A 21,768-nucleotide genomic window follows, 5' to 3' on the forward strand; every position below is an offset into this window, starting at 1 on the left:
GCGCCGGGCCCACATCCCGTCACCGCGCCGGCATGATTTCTGCCGCCGCCTGGCGGATAGTCTGCATCAGGATCGACAGCGGCGTGGATGGATTTGCATCGGCACGAATGGTGAGGCCGACTGGGCCGCGGGTCTCGCTCGTATCGATCGGCAGCGTCGCCAGAACTCCGTCCTCGATGTCGGCGGCGACCACTCCGGCGGAGATGATCCAGATCGCGTCGCTCGACCGCACGAAGGCACGGCCGAAAGCGTCGGAGACGGTCTCCACTTGGGTCGGCAGGCTGGCCACGCCATTGGCGATCAGGAACTGTTCGACCGACGGCCGGATGATCGAGCCGCGCGTCGGCATCAGAACCGGATAATCGGCAAAGCCTTCGAAGATCGATCGCTTGCCGTCGAGGAGCGGGTGCCCGGTGCGGACGGCGAACACCACCTGTTCCGAGTAAAGATGTTCGAAGGACAGGCCGGTCATCTTTTCCGGCAAGGCGAGCCGGCCGACCACCAGATCGAGATCTCCGACCCGAAGCTGTTCCATCAAAACGGCATTATCTCCCGTCACGATCTTAACCCGGCTGCCGGTCTTTTCGGCGAGGAAGAGCGTCATGGCGAGCGGCATCACCCGTGTGGAGACGGTTGGGAGTGCGCCGATCCGGACCGGGGGTGCGGAATCGAACAATTCCTGCGAGACGGAATCGATGCCCTGGCGGAGTGCCGTCAGCGCCGCGCCCGCATGGCGCAGAAAAACCTCGCCGTAGCGGGTGATGCGGATGCCGCGGCCTTCGCGCTCGAACACGGCGACGCCGAGCGCCTCCTCGAGCTCGCGGATGGTCTTGGTGACGGCCGGCTGGCTGACATGCAGAATCTCGGCTGCCTTGACCACGCTTTTTTGGCGCGCGACCTCGACGAATGTATGCAAGTGCCGAAACTTGACTCGGGAGTTGATCAAGATCAAATAACCCTGCGGTTAGGGGATGATGCTGAAATATCATTTTACCTAACCGGAAACTAGTGCAATCTATCAAAGCGAGAGGAGGCGCTGATGCAGTTTGTACACATCAACGACATTGTGATCCATTACGACATCCAGCGCGCGGGCGACGGAAAGCCCGTCGTCGTGTTCATCAATTCGCTCGGAACCGACAGTCGCATCTGGCATCACGAACTGCCGAAGCTTGCCGAAGATTATACGATCCTCACCTATGACAAGCGCGGCCACGGGCTGTCCGGCCTCGGCAATCCGCCCTATTCGATCGCCGACCACGCGGCCGATCTCTCCGGCCTGCTCGACCACCTGCAGCTCAGCCAGGTCATCGTCTGCGGCCTTTCGGTCGGCGGGCTGATTGCCCAAAGCCTGTATGCCACCCGGCCGGACCTCATGAAGGCGCTGATCTTCTCCAACACCGCCCACAAGATCGGTACGGCCGAAAGTTGGGCGGCGCGCATTGCCGCCGTCGAGCAGAACGGCATCGGCAGCATTCTCGACGCGATCATGGAGCGCTGGTTCACTGCGCCGTTCCGCAAGCCGGACAATGCCGCCTACCAGGCCTATTGCAACATGCTCGTGCGCCAGCCGACCTCCGGTTACAGCGGCACCTGCGCCGCGATCCGCGATGCGGATTTCACCGAGGCCGCCAAAAAGATCGCCGTGCCGACGCTTTGCATCGCCGGCCGCGACGATGGCTCGACCCCGCCCGAACTCGTCAAGTCGTTTGCCGGCCTGATCCCCGGCGCGCGGTATGAAATCATCGAGGGCGCCGCGCATATCCCCTGCGTCGAGGCCCCCGCCGCCCATGCCGCGCTGATCCGCGGCTTCATCGAACAACTCGAGGACTAGACATGGCCGATCCTGCCGCGCCATCGCAACGTTACGCGCAAGGCATGAAGACCCGCCGTTCGGTACTGGGCGATGCCCATGTGGACCGCGCCCTGGCAAACCAGACGCCGTTCGACGGACCGTTCCAGGAAATGATCACCGAAGGCGCCTGGGGCACGGTCTGGTCGCGCCCGAACTGGTCCAAGCGCGAGCGCTCGATGGTGACGATCGCGCTTCTTGCGGCACTCGGCCATCACGACGAAGTCGCCATGCATATCCGCGCAACCGCCAATACGGGTGCGACAAAGGACGATATCTGCGAAGCCCTGATGCATGTGGCAATCTATGCCGGCGTTCCGGCCGCCAACCATGCCTTCAAGATCGCCAAAGCCACTTATGCCGAAATGGACGCGGACAAGGCCGCGGGAGAGCAAAAATGAAGAACACACCCCCAGAAACCACACCCTTTTTCGCCCGTGACCGGGAATGGCATCCGCCGGCATTCACGCCTGGCTACAAGACCTCTGTCCTGCGGTCGCCGCAGCGCGCGCTGATTTCGCTCGAAGGCACCAGGAGCGAGATCACTGGCCCGGTCTTCGGCCACAACATCCTCGGCGAGTTCGACAACGACCTGATCGTCAACTATGCCAAGCCGGGCGAGATGGCGCTCGGCGAACGCATCCTCGTCTACGGCCGCGTCCTCGACGAGCGTGGCCGCGGCGTTCCGGGCGCGCTGGTGGAATTCTGGCAGGCCAATGCCGGCGGCCGTTACCGCCACAAGAAGGAAACTTATCTCGCCCCTCTCGACCCGAATTTCGGCGGCTTCGGCCGCACGATCACCGACGAGGACGGCGGCTACGCCTTCAAGACGATCAAGCCCGGCCCCTATCCGTGGCCGAACGGCGTCAACGACTGGCGTCCGGCCCATATCCACTTCTCGGTTTTCGGCCATGGTTTTGCCCAGCGCCTGATCACCCAGATGTATTTCGAGGGCGATCCGATGATCTGGATTTGTCCCATCGTGAAGACCATTCCGGACGAAAACGCGATCAAGGGCCTGATCGCCGCGCTCGACATGCAGAACACCATCCCGCACGACATGCGGGCCTACAAATTCGATATCGTCCTGCGCGGCCGTCGCTCGACATTCTTCGAGAACCGTAAAGAGGGCAACTGAGATGGTCCAGCCGCTCACCTACTTCAAGGAATCCGCTTCGCAGACCGCGGGTCCGTATGTCCATATCGGTTGCACGCCGAACTTTTCCGGCATTACCGGCGTCTACGACACCGATCTCGGCTCCGGCCCGATGGTCAACGACCAGACGCGCGGCGAACGCATCACCATTCGCGGTTTCATCTATGACGGCGCGATGACCCCGCTCAAGGATGCGATGATCGAGATCTGGCAGGCGGATGCCGACGGCTATTACAACAGTCCCTCGGAAACCCGTGGCAAGGCCGATCCGAACTTCTTCGGCTGGGCCCGTCAGCCAGGCGACATGGCGACCGGCGAGTTTGCTTTCGAAACGATCAAGCCGGGCAGCGTGCCGTTCCGCGACGGCCGCCCGATGGCTCCGCACGTCACCTTCTGGGTCGTCGCCCGCGGCATCAATCTCGGCCTCAACACCCGCATGTACTTCTCCGACGAGGAAGAGGCCAATGCGGCGGATCCGATCCTGTCGCGCATCGAGCACCGGGTTCGCGTTCCAACCCTGATCGGCAAGCGTGACGGTAATACCGTCACCTTCAACATCTATCTTCAGGGCGAAAACGAAACCATATTCTTCGATATCTGAGATCGAAGAATCAGGGTTCGCCCCGGGAGTAGATATGAGCGTCTCGGCTTTCGAGCATCCATTTTTGTCCAGTCTCGTCGGTGACGACGAGGCCGGACAGCTGTTTTCGGTGAAAGCCGAGATCGACGCCATGCTGGCCTTCGAGACGGGCCTTGCCAGGGCCGAGGCGTCCTGCGGCATCATCCCGGCCGAGGCTGGGGAGCGCATTGCCGCAGCCTTGCAGACATTTGAACCGGACATGGCCGGCCTGCGAAACGGGACCGCGCGCGACGGCGTCGTTGTCGCTGAACTCGTCAAGCAGCTTCGCGATGCCGTCAATCAGCAGGCAGGCGGCGGCGAGGCCGCCAAGCACGTACATTTCGGCGCGACCAGCCAGGATGTCATCGACACGGCGCTCATGATCCGCCTGAAGCAGGCCTGTTCTCTGTTCATCGAACGGCTCGCTGCCCTCGAGAAGGTTTTCGATGACATCGACAAGGCATTCGGCAGCCGGAGGCTGATGGGCCATACCCGCATGCAGGCGGCGATCCCGATCACCGTTTCGGCCCGTATCCGCGCCTGGAAAGAACCGTTGACCCGGCATCACCAGCGGCTGGACAGGTTTTCCGAGGCCGGTTTTGCCGTGCAGTTCGGCGGCGCTGCGGGCTGCCTCGAAAAGCTCGGCGACAAGGCTGCCGACGTGCGCAAGGCGCTGGCCTGGGAACTGTTTCTGACCGACGCACCGCAATGGCAGAGCCAGCGCGACCGGCTGGCGGAATTCGCGAACATCCTCACAATGATTTCCGGCTCACTCGGCAAGTTCGGCCAGGACGTGGCGCTGCTCGCGCTGATGGGCGGGGAGATGGAACTCGCCGGCGGCGGCGGCTCCTCCGCGATGGCTCACAAACAGAACCCGGTGGCTGCCGAAGTGCTGGTATCGCTCGCACGTTTCAACGCGGTGCAGCTTTCCGGCATGCAGCAATCGATGGTGCACGAGCAGGAACGCTCAGGTGCAGCCTGGACGCTCGAATGGTTGATCCTGCCATCCATGGTGATGGCCACCGGCGCGGCTCTAAGGCTAGCAACGGAACTTGCCGGCAATGTCAGGTCGCTGGGCAAGGGCTGACGGCATCTGCATTGAAGGACGGGCAATTCTAGTATATTTTCGAAGAAAGATACTAGAGATGCTCCGGAGGTCGTAATGACCCTTTCCTACATGACCAGCGCCTCCTTCAACCAGAACCCGAGCAAGGCCCGCCAGGCGGCAAACGAAAATCCGTTGGTCATCACCGATCACGGCAAGCCGACGCATGTGCTTGTCAGCTACGAGGAATTCGAGGCCAACTGGAAGAAGCCGAAGAGTCTTGCCGAGGCACTGTATGATCCTAACGGCTCGGACCAGGATTTTGACCCTCCGCGGCTCAGTTTCGAGAATCGCGAGATCGAATTCTGATGCCATTCCTGCTGGATACCAATGTCGTCTCGGCAGCACGACGTTTGAAGAAGCAGGCGGCCGAGTTTCAGAACTTCATGGAAACATTTCCCATGAACGACGCCTTTATCTCCGCAGTCACCATCATGGAGGTGCAGTTCGGGATTCAGCAGGAAAGCAAAAAGGATCCTGAATTCGCGGCCAACCTAGCGCGATGGCTCCAATCACATCTGCTTGTCGATTTCAGCGACCGCATTCTTCCCTTCGACACGGCGATCGCTCTTCGCACCGGCACCCTCCCCACGCCGGACAAGCGGCCGTCACCAGATGCAATGATCGCCGCGACAGCGCTGCATCACGGGCTGACCGTCGTCACCCGCAACATCTCGGATTTCGAGCCGCTTGGCGTGCCCTGCCTCAATCCCTGGACTTTTCAAGGCTGAACCGGCCAGGCTTGCGCGCCCTACTCCGTGATCTCGACCGGATTGCCGTCGGGGTCCGATATCACCGCCTCGTAGAACCCATCTCCGGTCATGCGGGCCGGGGAGACGAGGATGCCCATCACTGCCGCCCTGGCGGCCATCTCGTCGACCGCCTTTCGGCTGCCGAGCGAAATTGCCATATGTGCGTAACCGGCGCGCTCCCGCGGCGCTTCCGGCGCAATCCACGGGCCGCTCATGATCTCGATCGTAGCGCCTTCGGAAAGGGTGAGGAATTTCGAGGAGAAGCCGGGGCGCCGACGGCTCTCATAGAGCGGGCTGGCGGTGGCGCCGAACATGTCTTCGAAGAACGCGACGAGCCTGTCGAGTTCCGTTGTCCAAAGCGCGACATGCGCAAGTTTCATAACTCATCTCCCTCATGCCGGCTCCCGAACCGTCGCCGCCTATCTTTCGTCAAACGCGGCCTCGGTCCCGAGCGAAAAGACGCAACGATGCCATCTCTGGTAGTGCTGTTAAACATATCCTCAGCATTTTCCGCAATCCTTAACCATAGCGGGCCAACAGGATTTGGCCATGACCTCAAATGCAGCAATGGATCTTTCCAATGACCATTAAATTCAAGCTTGTCGCCAGCGTCGTCGGCCTTGCGCTTGCACTGGCTGCGACGACGACAGCCGCATTCATCGGAATGGACACGCTTTCGGCCCGTACCCGCGTGATCGTAGAAGATCGAATCGAGCCCATGGCGCAGATCAAGATGGTCTCCGACGCCTATGCGGTCACCATCGTGGATACCGCCCACAAGACGCGCAGCGGCGCATTCAGCTGGGAACTGGGCGAACAGACCGTCCGGGCAGCGCTTGTCACCGCCGACCGCGAATGGGCGGCCTACCAGGCAACCTACCTGACCGATCAGGAAAAAAGTCTTGTTCAGCGTTACCTCGGCGCTCATACCGAAACCACCAAGGCGGTCGGCGAGCTTCTGACGATCATGGGCAAGCGTGATCAGACGGCCCTGGATATCTATGTGACGAAGCGGCTCTACCCGGCGATCGAGCCGCTTGCCGAACCGCTGAACGCCTTGACCAAGCTGCAGCTCGACGTCGCGCATAAGAGCTTCGAGGACGCGCTGAAGGACAAGGTCAGCCTCTTCGTCTGGATGACCGTGATCGGCGTCATCTCGCTGATCGTGGTCGGCTTCTCGATCCGGGTCGTGCTGTCGGGCGTCGTCGGGCCGCTGCAGCGTCTGCAGGATTGCATGCGGCGCCTCGCCGGCGGCGAACTGACGCTGACCATTTTCGGCATGGACCGCAGGGACGAGATCGGCGGGATGGCGGCGGCAGTCGAGATCTTCCGTCGGGCGGCGCTCGACAACAAACGGCTGGAAGACGAGGCCATCGAAGCCCGCAACCGGTCGGAAGCCGAGCGCATCGCCGCGCAGGAGCAAGCCGAGGCCGACGCATCCCAGAGGCTCCGCGTTGCGACATCCGGCCTTGGCGGCGGTCTGCGCCGGCTCGCCGCGGGCGATCTTTCCTTCCAGCTCGACGAAGCTTTCTCGGCGGATTTCGAGGCTCTGCGCCACGATTTCAATACCTCGATCGCCCAGCTCGCCAGCACGCTGGCGCAGATTGCCGGCAGCGCCGAGGCGATCGACGGGGGAACCCAGGAAATCAGCCAGTCCGCATCCGACCTGTCGCGCCGCTCGGAGCAGCAGGCCGCTTCGCTCGAAGAGACGGCCGCCGCACTTGATCAGATTACCGCGAATGTCAGTTCCGCGTCCAAAAAAGTCGACGAGACGCGCCAGATCGCTGCGGAAGCCAATTCGTCCGCCGCCCGTTCCGGCGAAGTTGTGGCCAATGCCGTCGAGGCGATGCGCCGCATCGAGGAGAGTTCCAGCCAGATCTCCAACATTATCGGGGTTATCGACGAGATCGCCTTCCAGACCAACCTTTTGGCGCTGAATGCCGGCGTCGAGGCAGCGCGCGCCGGTGAGGCTGGCAAGGGCTTTGCGGTCGTCGCACAGGAAGTCCGCGAACTCGCGCAGAGGTCGGCGAACGCTGCCAAGGAGATCAAGGCGCTGATCCAGAACTCGACAGTCGAAGTCGGCCATGGCGTGAAATATGTCCGCGATGCGGGTGAATCGCTGAAGTCGATCGAGGGCTATATCGTCACCATCAACGGCCATGTGGACGATATCGCCCGCTCGGCCCGTGAGCAGTCGACCGGGCTTTCGGAGATCAATTCGGCCGTCAACCAGATGGACCAGATGACCCAGCAGAACGCTGCCATGGTCGAGGAAACGACGGCAGCGAGCTCCGGTCTTGCCGAAGAGGCTTCGAAACTGCGCCAGATGGTCAGCCAGTTCCAGCTCGGCGCCGGCTCGCCCCAGGCCGGGCGGCGTCGCCGCGCCGCCTGAGGCGAAGCTTGCCTGGTTCGCAGTCAAACTGGTAAGCCGTGCCAAGGCGATCGAGAGGCTGCATGGCTGCGGATATCGGGCAGGGACTTTGGGATTTCGCATTGCGGCTTTATGGTACGCCCGGTGTCGGCGAAGCCTGCCTGCTGCTTCAGGACGAAAGCGGCGTCGACGTGCCGGTGCTGTTGTTCTCCGCCTGGCTCACGATGAATTCCGTGGCGCTTTCGGCCACAGAGATTGTCCGTATCGACGGCCTCGTCGCCGACTGGCGCAATGAGGTGGTGAAGCCGCTCCGCGCTGTGCGCCGGCGGTTGAAGAGCGGGCCGCATCCGGCCCCCACCAAAGAAACGGAAACCCTGCGCAACGGCGTGAAGGGTGTCGAACTCAGTTCGGAAAAGATCGAGCTGGCGATGCTGGAGGCCGAAGGGCAGGCGCTGATGGCAGCCGATGGTTCAACGGGCGATGCAGCTGGCAATCTCAGAAACGTCGTGAGGTTTTTCCGGGGAACGGAGCCGGATGAGACGACCGCCACGGCGCTTGCGGTCATCGAAAATGCGCTCGCTGCTCTTTAGAGTCGACATCCGGAGCACAAAATCAGTGCTGGCCGAGTGAACCCGGGCCGTCCTTCCAGCGCTTGACCATCGGCAGGTGGATATCGAGGAGATCGAGCGCGCGGCCGACCGTCTGGGTCACCATTTCATCCAATGAGTTGGGCTTCGAATAGAAGGCGGGCACCGGCGGCATGACGATTGCGCCGTTGCGGGTTGCCTGGTCCATCAGCGCGATGTGGCCGGCATGCAGCGGCGTCTCGCGAAACAACAGCACGACGCGCCGGCGTTCCTTCAGACAGACGTCGGCCGCGCGCACGATCAGCTCGTCATTGTAGCAGTTGGCGATGCCGCTTAGCGTCTTCACCGAACAGGGTGCGACAAGCATTCCGGCAGTACGGAACGAGCCGGAGGAAAGCGCCGCGCCGATATCCTTGTGATTATAGAGCACGTCGGCCAGGCTCTTGATCTCTTCGGCACTCATGTCGATCTCGTCGACCGCCGTGCGAAAAGCGGAAGGCGAGATCACCGCATGGGTCTCGACATCCTCGACCTCCCTCAAAAGCTGCAGGGCGCGAACGCCATAAACGACACCGGAAGCTCCGGTGATGGCGATGATGATGCGGCGCATGGGACTTTTCCCTGAACAATCTATTGCGACGCCTTAACGCCACTTTCCGACGGGCGCAATGCGGCGATCGTCGATTGCTCGCACGTGTTCGGCCACGGCCTCGCTGCTGACTGATTCCACGCAAAAAACTCGCCGACGCGTTCTTCGAAAAGCTTGCGATGCGTGCCGTGATGGTTGATCATGTGGCCGATGCCGGATTAGCGGAGGCTATTGCGACGGCGGCTGTTGCCGCGCCAGTCATGTCAGCTGCACCATCGGCACCTATTTCCCCTGCGGCTCCCGAAGCTGCCGGACCGTCTGTCGCGTTTGCGGCAACGGCCGCGCGGCCTCTCAGCCGTATGCCCCATATCGCGGCGGCATCGTCGTCGTTATTGCCATCGCGGCTCTCGCCGCCCGATTTTTAACAGGAGGGGCTGATGTCCCGCATCACCATCACCGTCAATGGTACGCCGCAGACGCGCGAGGTCGAAGACCGGACGCTGCTCGTGCAGTTCATCCGCGAACATCTCGGTCTCACCGGTACCCATGTCGGCTGCGACACCACCCAGTGCGGCGCCTGTACCATCCATCTCGATGGCGTGGCCGTGAAGAGCTGTACGGTGCTTGCCGTCGCTGCCGACGGTTCGAAGGTGACGACGATCGAGGGGCTGGCCGAAGGCGGCAAGCTGCATGACGTGCAGCAGGCTTTCCGCGAACATCACGGCCTGCAATGCGGTTATTGCACGCCAGGCATGATCATGGCCTCGGTGGACATGATCCGCCGCCATGACGGCATGCTCGACGAGCATACCGTGCGCCACGAACTCGAAGGCAATATCTGTCGCTGCACCGGCTACCACAACATCGTCAAGGCAGTGCTGGATGCCGCCGAGAAGCATCGCGCGGCACATGCCGTCGCGGCCGAATAAGCGGGGAGGATCACGCCATGTACGCAACGACTTATCACAAGCCGAAGACGCTGGCCGAGGCCGTCGATCTCTACACGAATTCCGACGAGCCCTCCTATCTCTCCGGCGGGCACACGCTGATCCCGACGCTGAAGAGCCGGCTTGCCGCACCCGCGCACCTGATCGACGTGCGCAACATTCCGGAGCTTTCGGGCATCGAAGTCACCGCTGACAAGGTGATAATCGGCTCGGCGACCAAGCATGCCGTCGTCGCCGCGTCCAAGGAAATCAAGGCTGTCATCCCGGCGCTTGCAGGCCTTGCGGGTTCGATCGGCGACGTTCAGGTGCGCCACATGGGCACGATCGGCGGCTCGACCGCCAATAACGACCCGGCCGCCGACTATCCGGCCGCCGTGCTGTCGCTCGATGCGATCGTCCATACCGACCGCCGCAAAATTCCCGCCAAGGACTATTTCCAGGGTCTCTACACGACCGCATTGGAACCGGGTGAAATCCTCGTCCGCGTCGAGTTCAGTATCCCGGAAATCGCCGGCTACGCAAAATTCCGCAACCCGGCCTCGCGTTATTCGATGGCTGCTTCCTTCGTCAGTAAACACCGCGACGGCCATATCCGCGTCGCGATCACCGGTGCGGGCAACGAGGGCGTGTTCCGCTGGACCGAGGCCGAGGAGTTGCTGACCGAGAACTTTTCGGCCGAAGCGCTGGAAAGCCTCACCATCGACCCGTCGCGGATGATGGGCGACATGCACGCGCCGGCCGACTATCGCGCCCACCTCGTGGCGGTGATGACCCGCCGCGCGGTGCAGAACCTTGGCGGCACGCATATCCTCTAAGCACAGAGGCTTTGACACCGAAATGGCCGCCGGAGCGGCACGCCGGTCAGAAACCATCGCGGCAGGCCACGCACCCGCGAGACGGTACCCTCAAGAATGCTGGGGTGTGCCGAAGGTCGCGGCGATCCGGCCGAGCACTGCGATCAGCACCGCCTTGTCCTTGCCGGCGATCTCGTCAAGACGCCGATTGTAGACGACTGCGATCGCGTGCAGCTGCTCCTGCATGCGGCGGCCATTTTCGGTGAGCCTGACGCTATAGCTGCGTTGGTCGTCGGGGTTCGACTGCCGTTCGATCAGTCCGCGATGGGACAATGCCTTGAGGCTGGAGGTGAGCGTCGAGCGGTCGCGGCCGCAGATGCGGCTGAGCTCCGACGGGGTCATGCTTTCCCGTTCGGCAAGCACTGTCAGAAGCGCATACCACCCGGGCTTCAGATCCGCCTTGCCGGCCGCCCTGGCAAAGGCCTGGAAGGACGTCTCCTGCGCCACCCTCAGATGATAGCCGATCAGGTTCCGGAACATGGCCGGGACAGGCATCTCGCCGTCCGCGGATTCCGTATGCGTGTCCTGCCGCGTCGATGCTTCCACCGCCATTTTCGCACTCCTCCCAATATGGACCCTAGTAGGAATAGGGGAGTGCAGCAAGATAGTTTGACATCAAATTACCTTGCTTTGACCGATTGTCCGACAAAGCCGGGCGGACTGCAAGCAAGCAATGGACATACGGCTGTCGCGGGAACGATCTGCGGCCGGGTCGAGGCTAAGCGGAACCCGCGCCGGATGACGGCGCGGGTGAGAGCAGATCTACTCGGCGGCCTGGTATCGATCGGCAGCGGGAGAAGGTTTGGGGCCGAGCGCCGCGATCAGGGTGATCAGCACGGCGAGCGTCGCGACGAAGGCGACAGCGGCGGAGTAGGGCTCCCAGCCGAAGGTCGGAGCGCCGCTGAACACGGCAGACGTTGCCGCCAGCACCACCCCGCCACCGATCTGGAAAGCGGCGAAGAACATGCCGGAGGCAAGCCCCGACTTGTCCTCCTCGATATCGGCCAGCGCCGCGACCTGAATGGACGGGAAGGTCATGGCATAACCGAGGCCGAGCGGGATCTGCGACAGTATGACGAGCAGGATCGGGTCGATATGGCCGACCGACAGGACCCAGAAGATGTAGCTGATCGCCTGCAGTCCGACGCCCGCCGTCATGAAACCGGTTGTGCCGCGGTTCTGAGCAAGGGTCGCGAAACGAGGCGCCAGGAACATCACGAAGGCGCCGGCGCCGGCAAAGCAGAAGCCTGTCGCAAAGGCCGACCAGCCATAAACGTCCTGATAATAGAGCGTCGCGGTGAACTGGAAGCCGATATAGGCGCCCTGATAGAGAAAGCCGACGATATTGGCATGGGTAAGCCTGGCGCGGCGGAACATCGCCAGCGGCACCATCGGGTCTTTATGGCGGGCTTCGATGGCGAGGAAGCCGAGGATCAGCACGATTGCTGCCACGAGCGAGCCCCAGGTGAAGATATCAGCCCAACCGGCCGAGGCCGCATTGGTGATGCCGAACACGAAAAGCAGCAGACCGGGGGTGATGGTGATTGCGCCGGCCCAGTCGAAGCCGGGACGCGGCCCGGTGCGGCGCGCGTCGAGCGGCAAGGCTATCGGTGCCAGAAGCAGGGTCAGGATCGCGACCGGCGCGCCCATCACCAGCGTTGCCCGCCAGCTGATCAACGTCGCAGCGCCGCCGAGCACCATGCCGAGCACAAAGCCGGCGGCCCCGGTGGAGGCGAAGAGGCCAAGCGCCTTGGCGCGCTGTGGGCCTTCGCCGAAGACCGCCAGCAGAAGTGCCAGCGCGGCCGGTGCCGTGAAGGCTGCGGCGATGCCCTTGACAAGCCGGGCCGCGATCAGCGTCGGGCCGCTGTCGACGAACCCACCGGCGATGCTGGCCGCCGCAAAGACCGCCAGCGACCAGAGGAAGACGCGGCGATGGCCGAAAATGTCGGCCACCCGGCCGCCGAGCAGCAGGAAGCCGCCGTAACCGAGCACATAGGCGCTGACCGCCCATTGCAGGGAGGTGGCTTGCATGCCGAGCTCGGCCTGGATAGCGGGCAGTGCGACGCCGATTGTGGAGACATCCATCGCGTCGAGAAAATTGGCGGTGCAGAGCAGCAGCAATGCAAGCCCCGCAGCCCCTCGGAATTGAGGATTGCTCATGGGATTGTAATCCTTGTTCATGCTGCCCCCGGAGCGGGGAGGTCGAACCGGGCCGGCAGAGGAACGAGAAATTGCCCATCTTCGTGACCTATTGCAAATTGATAATTGCCATGGCACATATTACTGACGATGATGAATGATGCGACCCTTCGAAAGTTCGACCTCAACCTGCTTCTGGCCTTTGCGGTGCTGATGCAGGAACGCAACGTCAGTCGCGCCGCCGAGCGGTTGCTACTCGGACAACCAGGCCTGTCGGCGGCCTTGAAGCGGTTGCGCGAGGCGCTGGACGACGACCTGTTCGTACGTGTCGGACGTGGTTTGCAGCCGACGCCCCGGGCGCTGGCGATTGCGCCTGTGATCGAGGACGCGCTTTCGAACATCGAACGGGCGATCCGGCCGCCGGCCGCGTTCGACCCGAAAAGCTGGGAAGGCGAGTTCCGCGTCGGTATGTGCGACAATCTCGAATCGGCTTTCTTCGGCCCGCTCGCCGCCCGTCTGCGGCAGCTCTCGCCCGGATCGCGGCTGATCGGCGTCGCCTCGGAACGGCGTGACGTTTCGCGCATGCTGGATGACGGCGCCTTCGATTTCAGCGTCGCGGTGCACGGTGAGCCGCCCTCCTGGCATGTCCGCGCGCCGCTCTTCACCCAGTCGTCCGTCTGCATCTACGACCCCGCACAGATCAAGCTCAAGGCGCCGCTCGGCCTTGACGCCTATGCCGATGCGCCACATGTCGCCGTCTCCTTCGAGGGCAATTCTTCGACCAGCATCGACGTAGCACTCGCCGGTCACGGTAAAACCCGCAGTGTCGTGGCGACGGTGCCGCGGTTCTCGGCACTGCCGACGGCGCTACGGGCCATGCCGGCCATCGCCACCATTCCGGAATCGATCGCCCGCTGCATGGCCCAGCTTCACAATCTGGCGATCGACCTGCCGCCGATCGACCTGCCGGCCGAGCCGGTGAGCATGCTCTACCGACGCGTCGACCATGCGGACAGCCGTTCCTCATGGTTTCGCACCCTCTTCGTGGAGGTCGCCGGCGCGGCGCTTGAAGCCTCCGGCTGCAAGATGGGAATTTCGCAGATCGCAGCTTGAGCCCGGCAAGCGGCCGGTTTTCGGAAATCAACACATGACGGCTTGATGCCGCTTGCCCGGCATGGTCTGTTGAGGATGAATATTGAGCCGCCACAGGGTCTTGAGCCCATTTTCCAGTGATGAGAGTGACATGAGAGACTTCGAACTACCCGGCCGTTCGCTCGCAGTCGGCCGCACTGCGATGGCCGCCACCTCACAGCCGCTGGCGACGCTCACCGCCATCGACATGCTGCGCAATGGCGGCAATGCCGTGGATGCGGCGGTTGCCGCCTGCGCCGTGCAGTGCGTCGTCGAAGCCGGCTCGACCGGCATCGGCGGCGATTGTTTCGCTCTCCTCTCGCTCAGCGGCACGGACGAAGTTCTGGCCTATAACGGGTCAGGCCGGGCCCCGGCTGCCGCTACCGTCGAACATCTCCGTTCGCTCGGCGTCACCAGCCTCACCCGCACCTCGCCGCACACGATCACCGTGCCGGGGGCGGTGGATGCCTGGACGCGGCTGGTAACCGATCACGGCCGCATGAAAATGGCCGATATTCTCGCCCCGGCCGTCAAGCTGGCGCGCGACGGCTATGTTCTGCCTCCGCGCACCGCGCACGATCTTGCCGCACAAGCGGAGATCCTGAAGGACGACCCGGCTGCAAGCCGCGTCTTCCTCGTCGACGGCAAGGCGCCGCCGGCAGGTTCGATCCAGTATCAGAAGCAACTTGCCGATACGCTGGAAGCTATCGGCCGGGAAGGCAGGGACGCTTTTTATCGGGGCCCGATCGCGGAAGGCATGGTGAGCTACCTGAACGGCATCGGCGCGCTGCATACGCTGGAGGATTTCGCCAATGCCAAGGGCGAATATGTAACGCCGATCAAGACGACATTCCGTGGCCACGAAATCCACGAATGCCCGCCCAACGGCCAGGGCATCATCGCGCTGATGATCCTCAACATCCTGTCGCATTTTCCGGGCGAGGGCGATCCGCTGGCGCCCGAGCGGCTGCATATCGAGGTGGAGGCAACGCGGTTGGCTTACGCGGCGCGAAACCGTTTCCTCGCCGATCCGGCCAAGGTCGAGGTGCCGGTCGACTACCTGCTTTCGGACGAACTCGCCAGGCAGTTGGCCGGCATGATCGATCCCGACAAGGCGATCGCGGACCTGCCGCCGTTCGACGAGGTGCCGCACAAGGACACCATATATCTCTCCGTCGTCGACAGCGATCGCAATGCCATCAGCTTCATCAACTCGATCTTCTTCGTTTACGGCAGCGGCCACATGGATCCCAAGAGCGGGGTGATGTTCCACAACCGCGGCTTCAGCTTCTCGCTCGATCCGGACCATCCGAACGCAATTGCGCCGGGCAAGCGGCCGATGCACACGATCATTCCCGGCATGGTGACGAAGGGCGGCCGTGCCGTCATGCCCTTCGGCGTCATGGGCGGCCAGTACCAGGCCATGGGCCACGCCCATTTCCTCTCAAAAGTCTTCGACTACGGCATGGACCTGCAGAGCGCCATCGACCTGCCGCGCCTCTTCCCGCTGCCCGGCACCAATCAGGTCGAGATGGAAGCCCGGCTGCGCAACACGGTTGGCCCGGAATTCATCAAGCGCGGTTTCGAGGTGAAGGCGCCGGAATCGGCGATGGGCGGCGCCCAGGCGATCTGGATCGACTGGGAAACCGGGGTGTTGAGGGGCGGCTCCGATCCGCGCAAGGACGGCATGGCTCTCGGCATCTGAGCCTGCCTGCCAACCGCATCAAGATATTTGGCCGAATATAACGCTGGCCAAAACCTCCTCTCCGAGATATCCAAGGGAATATCTCGCTTAGGGATTAGAGAGGAAATCATGAACATTGATCGTCATTCCTGGATCAGGCTCGCGGTGACATCGGCGGCAGCCGCCTTCGTAATGCTTGCCTCCTTCGCCGCTCCCGCCGCCGCGCAGGAAAAAGTCACCGTTTTTGCGGCAGCCAGCATGAAGAACGCGCTCGACAACGCCAACAAAGCGTGGGGCGCCCAGGGAGGCAGGCAAGTCACGGTTTCCTACGCGGCAAGCTCGACGCTCGCCAAGCAGATCGAAAACGGCGCGCCGGCCGATATCTTCATTTCGGCCGACCTCGACTGGATGAAGTACGTCTCCGACAAGAAACTCGTCAAGGACGATACCCGGTTCAACTGGCTGGGCAACCGCATCGTGCTGGTCGCCGCCAAGGATACCGCCAATCCGGTGGACATCAGGCCGGGATTCGATCTCGCGGGATTGCTTAGAGGCGGACGGCTCGCGATGGGTGAGCCGAATGCGGTTCCGGCCGGCAAATATGGCAAGGCCGCGCTTGAAAAGCTCGGCGTCTGGTCGTCGGTCGAAAAGAGCGTCGCAAGTGCGGAAAGTGTACGCGCGGCACTCGCGCTTGTCTCGCGTGGCGAAGCGCCTTACGGCATCGTCTATCAGACGGACGCAGCGGCCGATCCGGGTGTTGCCATCGTCGGCGTCTTCCCGGCCGACACCCATCCGCCGATCGTCTATCCAATCGCCATTCTGTCGGAATCGAAGTCCAAGGATGCGCCTGCCTATCTCGACTACCTGAAGTCGGCCAGGGCCGCGCCGTTTTTCGAAAAGGAAGGTTTCATCGTTCTGAAGTAATCCGTAAGAGCTCCAGCGAACTCATCGAAACGGCCCATTTCAGGGCCGTTTTTCGTTTCCGACGAAGCCATTCTGGAGAGCGAGCTGGTGCGGCTCAGCCCGGCCGGATTCCGATTTCAACAGACTTCACGCAGTTGTTTGTTCTCGAATCCCGAACATTCCGTTTGGAAATCATGCCCTAGCGACCTTGGACCCGCTCCCCCATCTCAAGGCCCGGAAGCAAACAACGTGCTTCCGTGTACCGTTCGACGGAACCCGAATCCCAAGCGGCTCCGTTTCAGTCAAGGAATACGATAATGAAGACAGTACTTTCCACGCTTGCCGCAGCCATGATCGCTTCGGCTTCTTTCGCCGGTGTCGCTCTTGCAGAAGGCGATTATTATCAGGGTGCTTCCAAGGGACAGGCAGCCGTCCAGACCAATGATAAGGTCGACAATGTCAGGACCGGCAGCATCGATCGGGTCCGCACCTACGACAATCGCGGCGATCAGCCGATCTTCAAGCATGAAAGCCGCGACAATCGCTGACCGCAGCTCATCCAAGATACCGAATGTCGTCCGCCAGGCAGGTCGCAAACTTCAGCCCCGGACGAACTCTGAAAGGACTAGGACAATGAAGACTTCCATCTCCGCTATCGCCGCCATGATCGCCGCCGCTTCCTTCGCAGGCTCGGCTCTCGCCGAAGGCGACTATTATGAAGGCACCTCGAAGACGCATGCTTCCGCCCGGATCGACGGCGGCAATGTGGACCGCGTCCGCACCGGCAGCATTCAGATCCGCGACAACGATCGCCAGGAAAACCCCTCGATCTTCGGCGATACGAGCCGCGACAACCGCTAACCAATCGCGCAAAGAGACAAAGGCTTAACGGCCTTCGTCCGAGGCAATCCATCTTGTGAATGCGATGGTGCAGGGAGAGCAGCGGTCAATCCGGCGCTCTCCCACCGCTTTTTCAGAACGCTCCCGATAACTTTCCCGCGAAGACCTAGCCATCCAGTCCGTCTCGATATATCCAAGGTGATATATTGCATCGCGGCTGCGGGTGGGACAGGCGTTTGGACTGGCTGGTGCTGAGTGACGAGGAATGGACCGCAATCAGGCTCAGCCTGAAGGTTTCCTCCGTCGCGATGATCGTCAGCCTGCCGTTCGGCCTTCTTGTCGCCTATCTGCTCGCCCGCGGAAAATTCTGGGGCAAGTCGATCCTGAACGGCGTCGTCCACCTGCCGCTCATCCTGCCACCGGTCGTCACCGGTTTCCTGCTGCTCGTCCTGTTCGGGCGACGCGGCGTCATCGGCGCCTTTCTCAACGAATATCTCGGTATCGTCCTCTCCTTCCGCTGGACCGGCGCGGCACTCGCCTGCGGCGTCATGGGCTTCCCGCTGATGGTGCGCTCCATCCGGCTCTCCATCGAGGCGGTCGACCGCAAGCTCGAAGAGGCGGCGGGTACGCTCGGCGCCGGTCCCGCCTGGGTTTTCGTGACCGTGACCCTGCCGCTCATCCTGCCGGGCGTGATCGCCGGCATGATCCTCGCCTTCGCCAAGTCAATGGGCGAATTCGGCGCGACGATCACCTTCGTCTCCAATATTCCCGGTGAAACCCAGACCCTTTCGTCGGCGATCTACACGTTCACGCAGGTGCCAGGCGGCGATGCCGGCGCGATGCGGCTGACGCTGGTCGCGATCGTCATTTCCTTCGCCGCCCTGCTTGCCTCCGAATTCATGGCCTATCTGGTCGGCAGGAGGGTCGACATCGAATGACCCTTATCGTCGAGGCACAGCAGACGCTGGGAGAATTCGTGCTCGATGCGAGCTTTACGTCGGAAGGCGGCGTCACCGCTCTGTTCGGGCGTTCAGGCTCGGGCAAGACCTCGCTGGTGCGGGTGATCGCCGGGCTCTCGAAGCCTGACCGTGGTCGGCTGATGGTCGATGGCGAAGTGCTGCTCGACACCGAGAACCGCGTCTTCGTGCCAAAGCACAGACGCCGCTTCGGCTACGTCTTTCAGGAGGGCCGGCTTTTTCCGCACCTCTCGGTGCGCCAGAACCTTGGCTACGGCCGCTGGTTCGCGCCGAAGACGACGCCGCCCGAGAATTTCGACCACATCGTCGAACTGCTCGGGATCGGCGCGCTGCTCGACCGGCGGCCGGGAAAGCTATCGGGCGGCGAAAAACAGCGCGTCGCGATCGGCCGGGCGCTGCTGTCTGCGCCGCGCCTGTTGTTGATGGACGAGCCGCTTGCCGCGCTCGACGACCATCGCAAGGCCGAAATTCTGCCCTATCTCGAACGCCTGCGCGACGAAACCTCGACGCCGATCGTTTATGTCAGCCATTCGGTCTCGGAAGTGGCGCGGCTCGCCGACAAGGTGGTGATAATGAAGGACGGCCGGGTAGAGGCCGTCGGTACGCCGTCCGAAGTCCTGTCGCTGCCGTCGGCGGACCGCCGCGATGCCGGTGCGGTGCTGACCGGCGTCGTCGAGGCAATCGACATCCCGCACCGGCTGGCGACGATCCGGCTGGCGCAAGCGCAGATCGTCGTGCCGAATGCGCATGCCGAAGAAGGCCGGAGCGTCCGCGTGCACATCCCCGAACGGGACGTGATGGTCGCGACCCAGCGGCCGGAGGGCTTGAGCGCGCTTAATATCCTTGACGGCATAATCGCCGCGATCGAACCGGACGGCGACGGCATGGCCCGCATCCGCATCCGCTGCGGCGGAGATATCGTGCTCGCCCGCATCACCGCGTTTTCCGTCGAACGGCTCGACCTGAAGCTGGAAAAGCCGGTTTTTGCGGTAATCAAGACGGTAGCGCTGGAACGGTAGCGTGGATTGATCTTCAGCAGACTGTTAACTATAGATTACACATGATCGAAGTCCGCAAAACGGCAGCTTTCTCAAAGTGGTTCGGCGAACTTCGCGACCATAACGCCCGAATGCGGATAGTTACGCGGATTCGCCGTATGGAGATCGGCAATCTGGGGGATGTGAAACCTGTCGGCGAAGGCATCAGCGAAGCCCGCATCGCCTACGGCCCCGGCTACCGGCTCTATTTCGTACAGCAGGGCCAGGAGATCATCATCCTGCTTTGCGGCGGCGATAAGAGCACCCAGGGCAAGGACATCGCTTCGGCAAAACAGATGGCGAAGGAGATATGACAGTGCCTATAGAAACGACGAAATGGGATGTTCAGGACTACCTGAAGACGCCCGAAGAGCGCGTTGCCTATCTCGAAGCGGCTTTCGAAGATGGCGATCCAAAGCTTATCTCGATCGCCCTTGGCGATGTTGCCCGTTCCATGGGCATGACCAAGGTCGCCAAGGAAGCGGGCATTACCCGCGAGGCGCTCTACAAGGCGCTGAGCGATAAGGGAGATCCGAAGCTCTCCACACTGCTCGGCGTCTTGAAGGCCCTCGGGCTCCGGGTCACGGTCACTTCCGCCAACGAAGCGGCATAGGGTTCGGTCCAGCGGGCGACAGAACTGTCCTTCGAAGAAATTTTGCACACGCGTACATTTTGTCATCCCGGTGTTAAGGAGCGCCGCTAGACCACTTCCTGTTGATGATCTTCAGCGCTTCCGCAAGCCCCGGCCGACAGGTCTTTCAGGGTTCGGAAGAAGCCATTTCGCTCTTCGGGGAGTAAACCATGACTGTTCTTCCGATACTCAAATCCGCCACGCTCGCGGCCGTTCTCTTCGCCTCGACCGCGGTCTTCGCATCCGCCAAGGATGTCACCATCTCCGTCTGGTCCGGCGGTTCCGGGCCGAACGACAACTACCGCACCGATGCGTTCGACATCGCTGCCGATATTCTCGAGCGCGAAGCGGCCATCCGCGGCGAACAGCTCAACATCATCGTCCAGAAGACGCCCTATTCCGGCTGGGAAGACTTCAAGCAGGCCCTGACGCTGGCCGCGGAAGCCAAAAAGGCTCCGAACATCGTCGCCACCGGCCATGAAGACATCGGCCCCTGGGCACAGGCCGGCCTCATCGTTCCAGTCGAGAAGTTCATCGACCTCGACAGCTGGCCGATCAGCGACATCTATCCGAACCTGATGGAGATCACCTCCTTCAACGGCACCGTTTACGGCATTCCGCAGGACGCCGAATCCCGCCCGTTCTTCTTCTGGAAGCCCTACATGAAGGCGATCGGTTATTCGGACGCCGATATCGAGGCTCTGCCGGCCAAGGTCGAAAAGGGCGAATATACGCTGAAGAACGTGCTCGAAGACGCCAAGAAGATGCAGGACAAGGGCCTCGTCCAGGCGGGCTACGGCTTTTATCCGCGCACCAATAACGGTCCGGACTACTGGCAGTTCTACACGTCCTTTGGCGGCGTGATGGAAGAGCAAGGCAAGCTCGTCTTCGACAAGGCCGCGATGAAGCGCACCTACCAGTATTTCGCCGATCTCGTGAAGGCCGGCGTCACCAAGAAGAACCATATCGGCATGCCGGGCGACCAGTGGTGGAAGGAAGTCGCCACCGGCAAGGCCGGCATCTGGCACGGCGGCACCTGGCATTATGCCCGCCTCGTCAACCAGGAAGGCCTGAAGGACTTTTTCGGCAACGTTCAGTTCACCCTGACGCCGGCCGGCGAAGGCGGCAAGGCCAACACGCTGACCCACCCGCTCGCCTACCTGCTGATGGCCGGCCATACCGAAGAAGAGACACAGATCGCGGCCGACCTGATCAAGATCGCCTCCGAGCCGCGCATCAACGCGCTGCATGCGATCAAGTCCGCCCATCTCGGCATCTCGCCTTCCGAAACCAAGGTCGACCTCTACACCGCCAACCGTTGGGCTTCGGAAGCCACCGAGCGCCTGCTGCCGCATGCCAACGCCATGCCGAACAATGCTGATTTCGGCAAATACTGGACGATCATGTGGAAGAACCTCGAAGCATCCTGGACCGGCGCCAAGACCGCCGATGCCGCGGTCAACGATGCCGAAACCGAGCTGAAGTCGACGCTCGGCGCAGCGATCATCATCCGCTGAAGCAAGTGCCCTGTGCCTCCACCGGTTGACACAGGGCACCAACCGATCCGGGCGAAACTCCTCGCCCCGAACTGCGG

General features: G+C 62.2%; 26 protein-coding genes. 21 read left to right on the forward strand and 5 right to left on the reverse strand.

Annotated elements, in window-relative coordinates; all coding sequences use genetic code 11:
- Positions 1 to 19: 19 nt before the first annotated feature.
- Complete coding sequence (pcaQ, locus tag MOV63_RS15265) at positions 20 to 946, reverse strand: pca operon transcription factor PcaQ (protein ID WP_247034601.1); 927 nt, start codon at positions 944 to 946, stop codon at positions 20 to 22.
- Between the two features lie 93 nt (positions 947 to 1,039).
- Here pcaQ and pcaD point away from each other — a divergent pair, with 93 nt between their 5' ends.
- The 7 genes from pcaD to MOV63_RS15300 all read left to right on the forward strand — a co-directional run bounded on the left by pcaD (position 1,040) and on the right by MOV63_RS15300 (position 5,463).
- A complete protein-coding gene (gene pcaD, locus MOV63_RS15270; protein ID WP_247034604.1) occupies positions 1,040 to 1,834 on the forward strand; it encodes a 3-oxoadipate enol-lactonase in 795 nt (264 codons plus the stop codon).
- Between the two features lie 2 nt (positions 1,835 to 1,836).
- Positions 1,837 to 2,253 carry a 4-carboxymuconolactone decarboxylase gene (gene pcaC, locus MOV63_RS15275; protein WP_247034612.1) on the forward strand — a complete coding sequence of 139 codons (417 nt, stop codon included), beginning with the start codon at positions 1,837 to 1,839 and terminating at the stop codon, positions 2,251 to 2,253.
- Positions 2,250 to 2,990 (forward strand): protocatechuate 3,4-dioxygenase subunit beta, encoded by a 741-nt coding sequence (pcaH, locus tag MOV63_RS15280; protein WP_247034614.1) that lies wholly within the window; start codon positions 2,250 to 2,252, stop codon positions 2,988 to 2,990. The genes pcaC and pcaH overlap by 4 nt, the downstream gene beginning before the upstream one ends.
- Before the next feature lies 1 nt (position 2,991).
- On the forward strand, positions 2,992 to 3,609 hold the full coding sequence (gene pcaG, locus MOV63_RS15285) for a protocatechuate 3,4-dioxygenase subunit alpha (protein WP_247034616.1): 618 nt from the start codon (positions 2,992 to 2,994) through the stop codon (positions 3,607 to 3,609).
- Positions 3,610 to 3,643: 34 nt separating this feature from the next.
- Positions 3,644 to 4,714: a 3-carboxy-cis,cis-muconate cycloisomerase gene (locus MOV63_RS15290; protein ID WP_247034618.1), complete on the forward strand. Its 1,071-nt coding sequence runs from the start codon at positions 3,644 to 3,646 to the stop codon at positions 4,712 to 4,714.
- Between the two features lie 75 nt (positions 4,715 to 4,789).
- Positions 4,790 to 5,041: a type II toxin-antitoxin system Phd/YefM family antitoxin gene (locus MOV63_RS15295; RefSeq protein WP_040123919.1), complete on the forward strand. Its 252-nt coding sequence runs from the start codon at positions 4,790 to 4,792 to the stop codon at positions 5,039 to 5,041.
- Positions 5,041 to 5,463: a type II toxin-antitoxin system VapC family toxin gene (locus MOV63_RS15300; RefSeq protein WP_247034620.1), complete on the forward strand. Its 423-nt coding sequence runs from the start codon at positions 5,041 to 5,043 to the stop codon at positions 5,461 to 5,463. Before MOV63_RS15295 ends, MOV63_RS15300 begins: the two co-directional genes overlap by 1 nt.
- 20 nt (positions 5,464 to 5,483) lie before the next feature.
- Here MOV63_RS15300 and MOV63_RS15305 read toward each other — a convergent pair whose 3' ends face one another.
- Positions 5,484 to 5,864: a VOC family protein gene (locus MOV63_RS15305; protein ID WP_040123917.1), complete on the reverse strand. Its 381-nt coding sequence runs from the start codon at positions 5,862 to 5,864 to the stop codon at positions 5,484 to 5,486.
- A gap of 200 nt (positions 5,865 to 6,064) precedes the next feature.
- On the opposite strand from MOV63_RS15305, the gene MOV63_RS15310 reads away from it, so the two are divergent.
- Both MOV63_RS15310 and MOV63_RS15315 read left to right on the forward strand, forming a co-directional pair.
- Positions 6,065 to 7,876 (forward strand): methyl-accepting chemotaxis protein, encoded by a 1,812-nt coding sequence (locus MOV63_RS15310; RefSeq protein WP_247034622.1) that lies wholly within the window; start codon positions 6,065 to 6,067, stop codon positions 7,874 to 7,876.
- 62 nt (positions 7,877 to 7,938) lie between these two features.
- Positions 7,939 to 8,445: a TIGR02444 family protein gene (locus tag MOV63_RS15315; RefSeq protein ID WP_247034624.1), complete on the forward strand. Its 507-nt coding sequence runs from the start codon at positions 7,939 to 7,941 to the stop codon at positions 8,443 to 8,445.
- A 22-nt stretch (positions 8,446 to 8,467) separates the two neighbouring features.
- Here MOV63_RS15315 and MOV63_RS15320 read toward each other — a convergent pair whose 3' ends face one another.
- Positions 8,468 to 9,052: a UbiX family flavin prenyltransferase gene (locus MOV63_RS15320; RefSeq protein WP_247034631.1), complete on the reverse strand. Its 585-nt coding sequence runs from the start codon at positions 9,050 to 9,052 to the stop codon at positions 8,468 to 8,470.
- A gap of 416 nt (positions 9,053 to 9,468) precedes the next feature.
- On the opposite strand from MOV63_RS15320, the gene MOV63_RS15325 reads away from it, so the two are divergent.
- Both MOV63_RS15325 and MOV63_RS15330 read left to right on the forward strand, forming a co-directional pair.
- Positions 9,469 to 9,960 carry a (2Fe-2S)-binding protein gene (locus MOV63_RS15325; RefSeq protein WP_041363791.1) on the forward strand — a complete coding sequence of 164 codons (492 nt, stop codon included), beginning with the start codon at positions 9,469 to 9,471 and terminating at the stop codon, positions 9,958 to 9,960.
- A 17-nt stretch (positions 9,961 to 9,977) separates the two neighbouring features.
- On the forward strand, positions 9,978 to 10,793 hold the full coding sequence (locus MOV63_RS15330) for a xanthine dehydrogenase family protein subunit M (protein ID WP_247034632.1): 816 nt from the start codon (positions 9,978 to 9,980) through the stop codon (positions 10,791 to 10,793).
- A 90-nt stretch (positions 10,794 to 10,883) separates the two neighbouring features.
- Here the strand turns inward: MOV63_RS15330 and MOV63_RS15335 are convergent, their stop codons facing one another.
- Both MOV63_RS15335 and MOV63_RS15340 read right to left on the reverse strand, forming a co-directional pair.
- Entirely contained in the window at positions 10,884 to 11,384 is a 501-nt protein-coding gene (locus MOV63_RS15335; protein ID WP_247034635.1) for a MarR family winged helix-turn-helix transcriptional regulator, read from the reverse strand.
- Positions 11,385 to 11,594: 210 nt separating this feature from the next.
- A complete protein-coding gene (locus MOV63_RS15340) occupies positions 11,595 to 12,992 on the reverse strand; it encodes an MFS transporter (RefSeq protein ID WP_247034637.1) in 1,398 nt (465 codons plus the stop codon).
- A 129-nt stretch (positions 12,993 to 13,121) separates the two neighbouring features.
- Between MOV63_RS15340 and MOV63_RS15345 the strand changes: the two genes are divergently transcribed.
- The 10 genes from MOV63_RS15345 to MOV63_RS15390 all read left to right on the forward strand — a co-directional run bounded on the left by MOV63_RS15345 (position 13,122) and on the right by MOV63_RS15390 (position 21,691).
- Entirely contained in the window at positions 13,122 to 14,084 is a 963-nt protein-coding gene (locus tag MOV63_RS15345; protein WP_247034639.1) for a LysR family transcriptional regulator, read from the forward strand.
- A 130-nt stretch (positions 14,085 to 14,214) separates the two neighbouring features.
- A complete protein-coding gene (gene ggt / locus MOV63_RS15350; RefSeq protein ID WP_247034641.1) occupies positions 14,215 to 15,807 on the forward strand; it encodes a gamma-glutamyltransferase in 1,593 nt (530 codons plus the stop codon).
- 108 nt (positions 15,808 to 15,915) lie between these two features.
- Complete coding sequence (modA, locus tag MOV63_RS15355; RefSeq protein ID WP_247034643.1) at positions 15,916 to 16,710, forward strand: molybdate ABC transporter substrate-binding protein; 795 nt, start codon at positions 15,916 to 15,918, stop codon at positions 16,708 to 16,710.
- 296 nt (positions 16,711 to 17,006) lie between these two features.
- Complete coding sequence (locus MOV63_RS15360; RefSeq protein WP_247034644.1) at positions 17,007 to 17,237, forward strand: hypothetical protein; 231 nt, start codon at positions 17,007 to 17,009, stop codon at positions 17,235 to 17,237.
- Between the two features lie 85 nt (positions 17,238 to 17,322).
- Entirely contained in the window at positions 17,323 to 17,550 is a 228-nt protein-coding gene (locus tag MOV63_RS15365) for a hypothetical protein (protein ID WP_247034646.1), read from the forward strand.
- Between the two features lie 215 nt (positions 17,551 to 17,765).
- Positions 17,766 to 18,467, forward strand: a complete 702-nt coding sequence (gene modB / locus MOV63_RS15370) for a molybdate ABC transporter permease subunit (protein ID WP_247034648.1) — start codon at positions 17,766 to 17,768, stop codon at positions 18,465 to 18,467.
- Positions 18,464 to 19,525, forward strand: a complete 1,062-nt coding sequence (modC, locus tag MOV63_RS15375; protein WP_247034658.1) for a molybdenum ABC transporter ATP-binding protein — start codon at positions 18,464 to 18,466, stop codon at positions 19,523 to 19,525. The genes modB and modC overlap by 4 nt, the downstream gene beginning before the upstream one ends.
- 41 nt (positions 19,526 to 19,566) lie before the next feature.
- Positions 19,567 to 19,857, forward strand: a complete 291-nt coding sequence (locus tag MOV63_RS15380; RefSeq protein WP_247034659.1) for a type II toxin-antitoxin system RelE/ParE family toxin — start codon at positions 19,567 to 19,569, stop codon at positions 19,855 to 19,857.
- A 2-nt stretch (positions 19,858 to 19,859) separates the two neighbouring features.
- Entirely contained in the window at positions 19,860 to 20,156 is a 297-nt protein-coding gene (locus tag MOV63_RS15385; protein ID WP_247034660.1) for an addiction module antidote protein, read from the forward strand.
- Positions 20,157 to 20,344: 188 nt separating this feature from the next.
- Entirely contained in the window at positions 20,345 to 21,691 is a 1,347-nt protein-coding gene (locus MOV63_RS15390; RefSeq protein WP_247034661.1) for an extracellular solute-binding protein, read from the forward strand.
- Positions 21,692 to 21,768: the final 77 nt, after the last annotated feature.

It is taken from the genome of Neorhizobium sp. SHOUNA12A (assembly GCF_023006505.1).
GTDB lineage: Bacteria > Pseudomonadota > Alphaproteobacteria > Rhizobiales > Rhizobiaceae > Neorhizobium.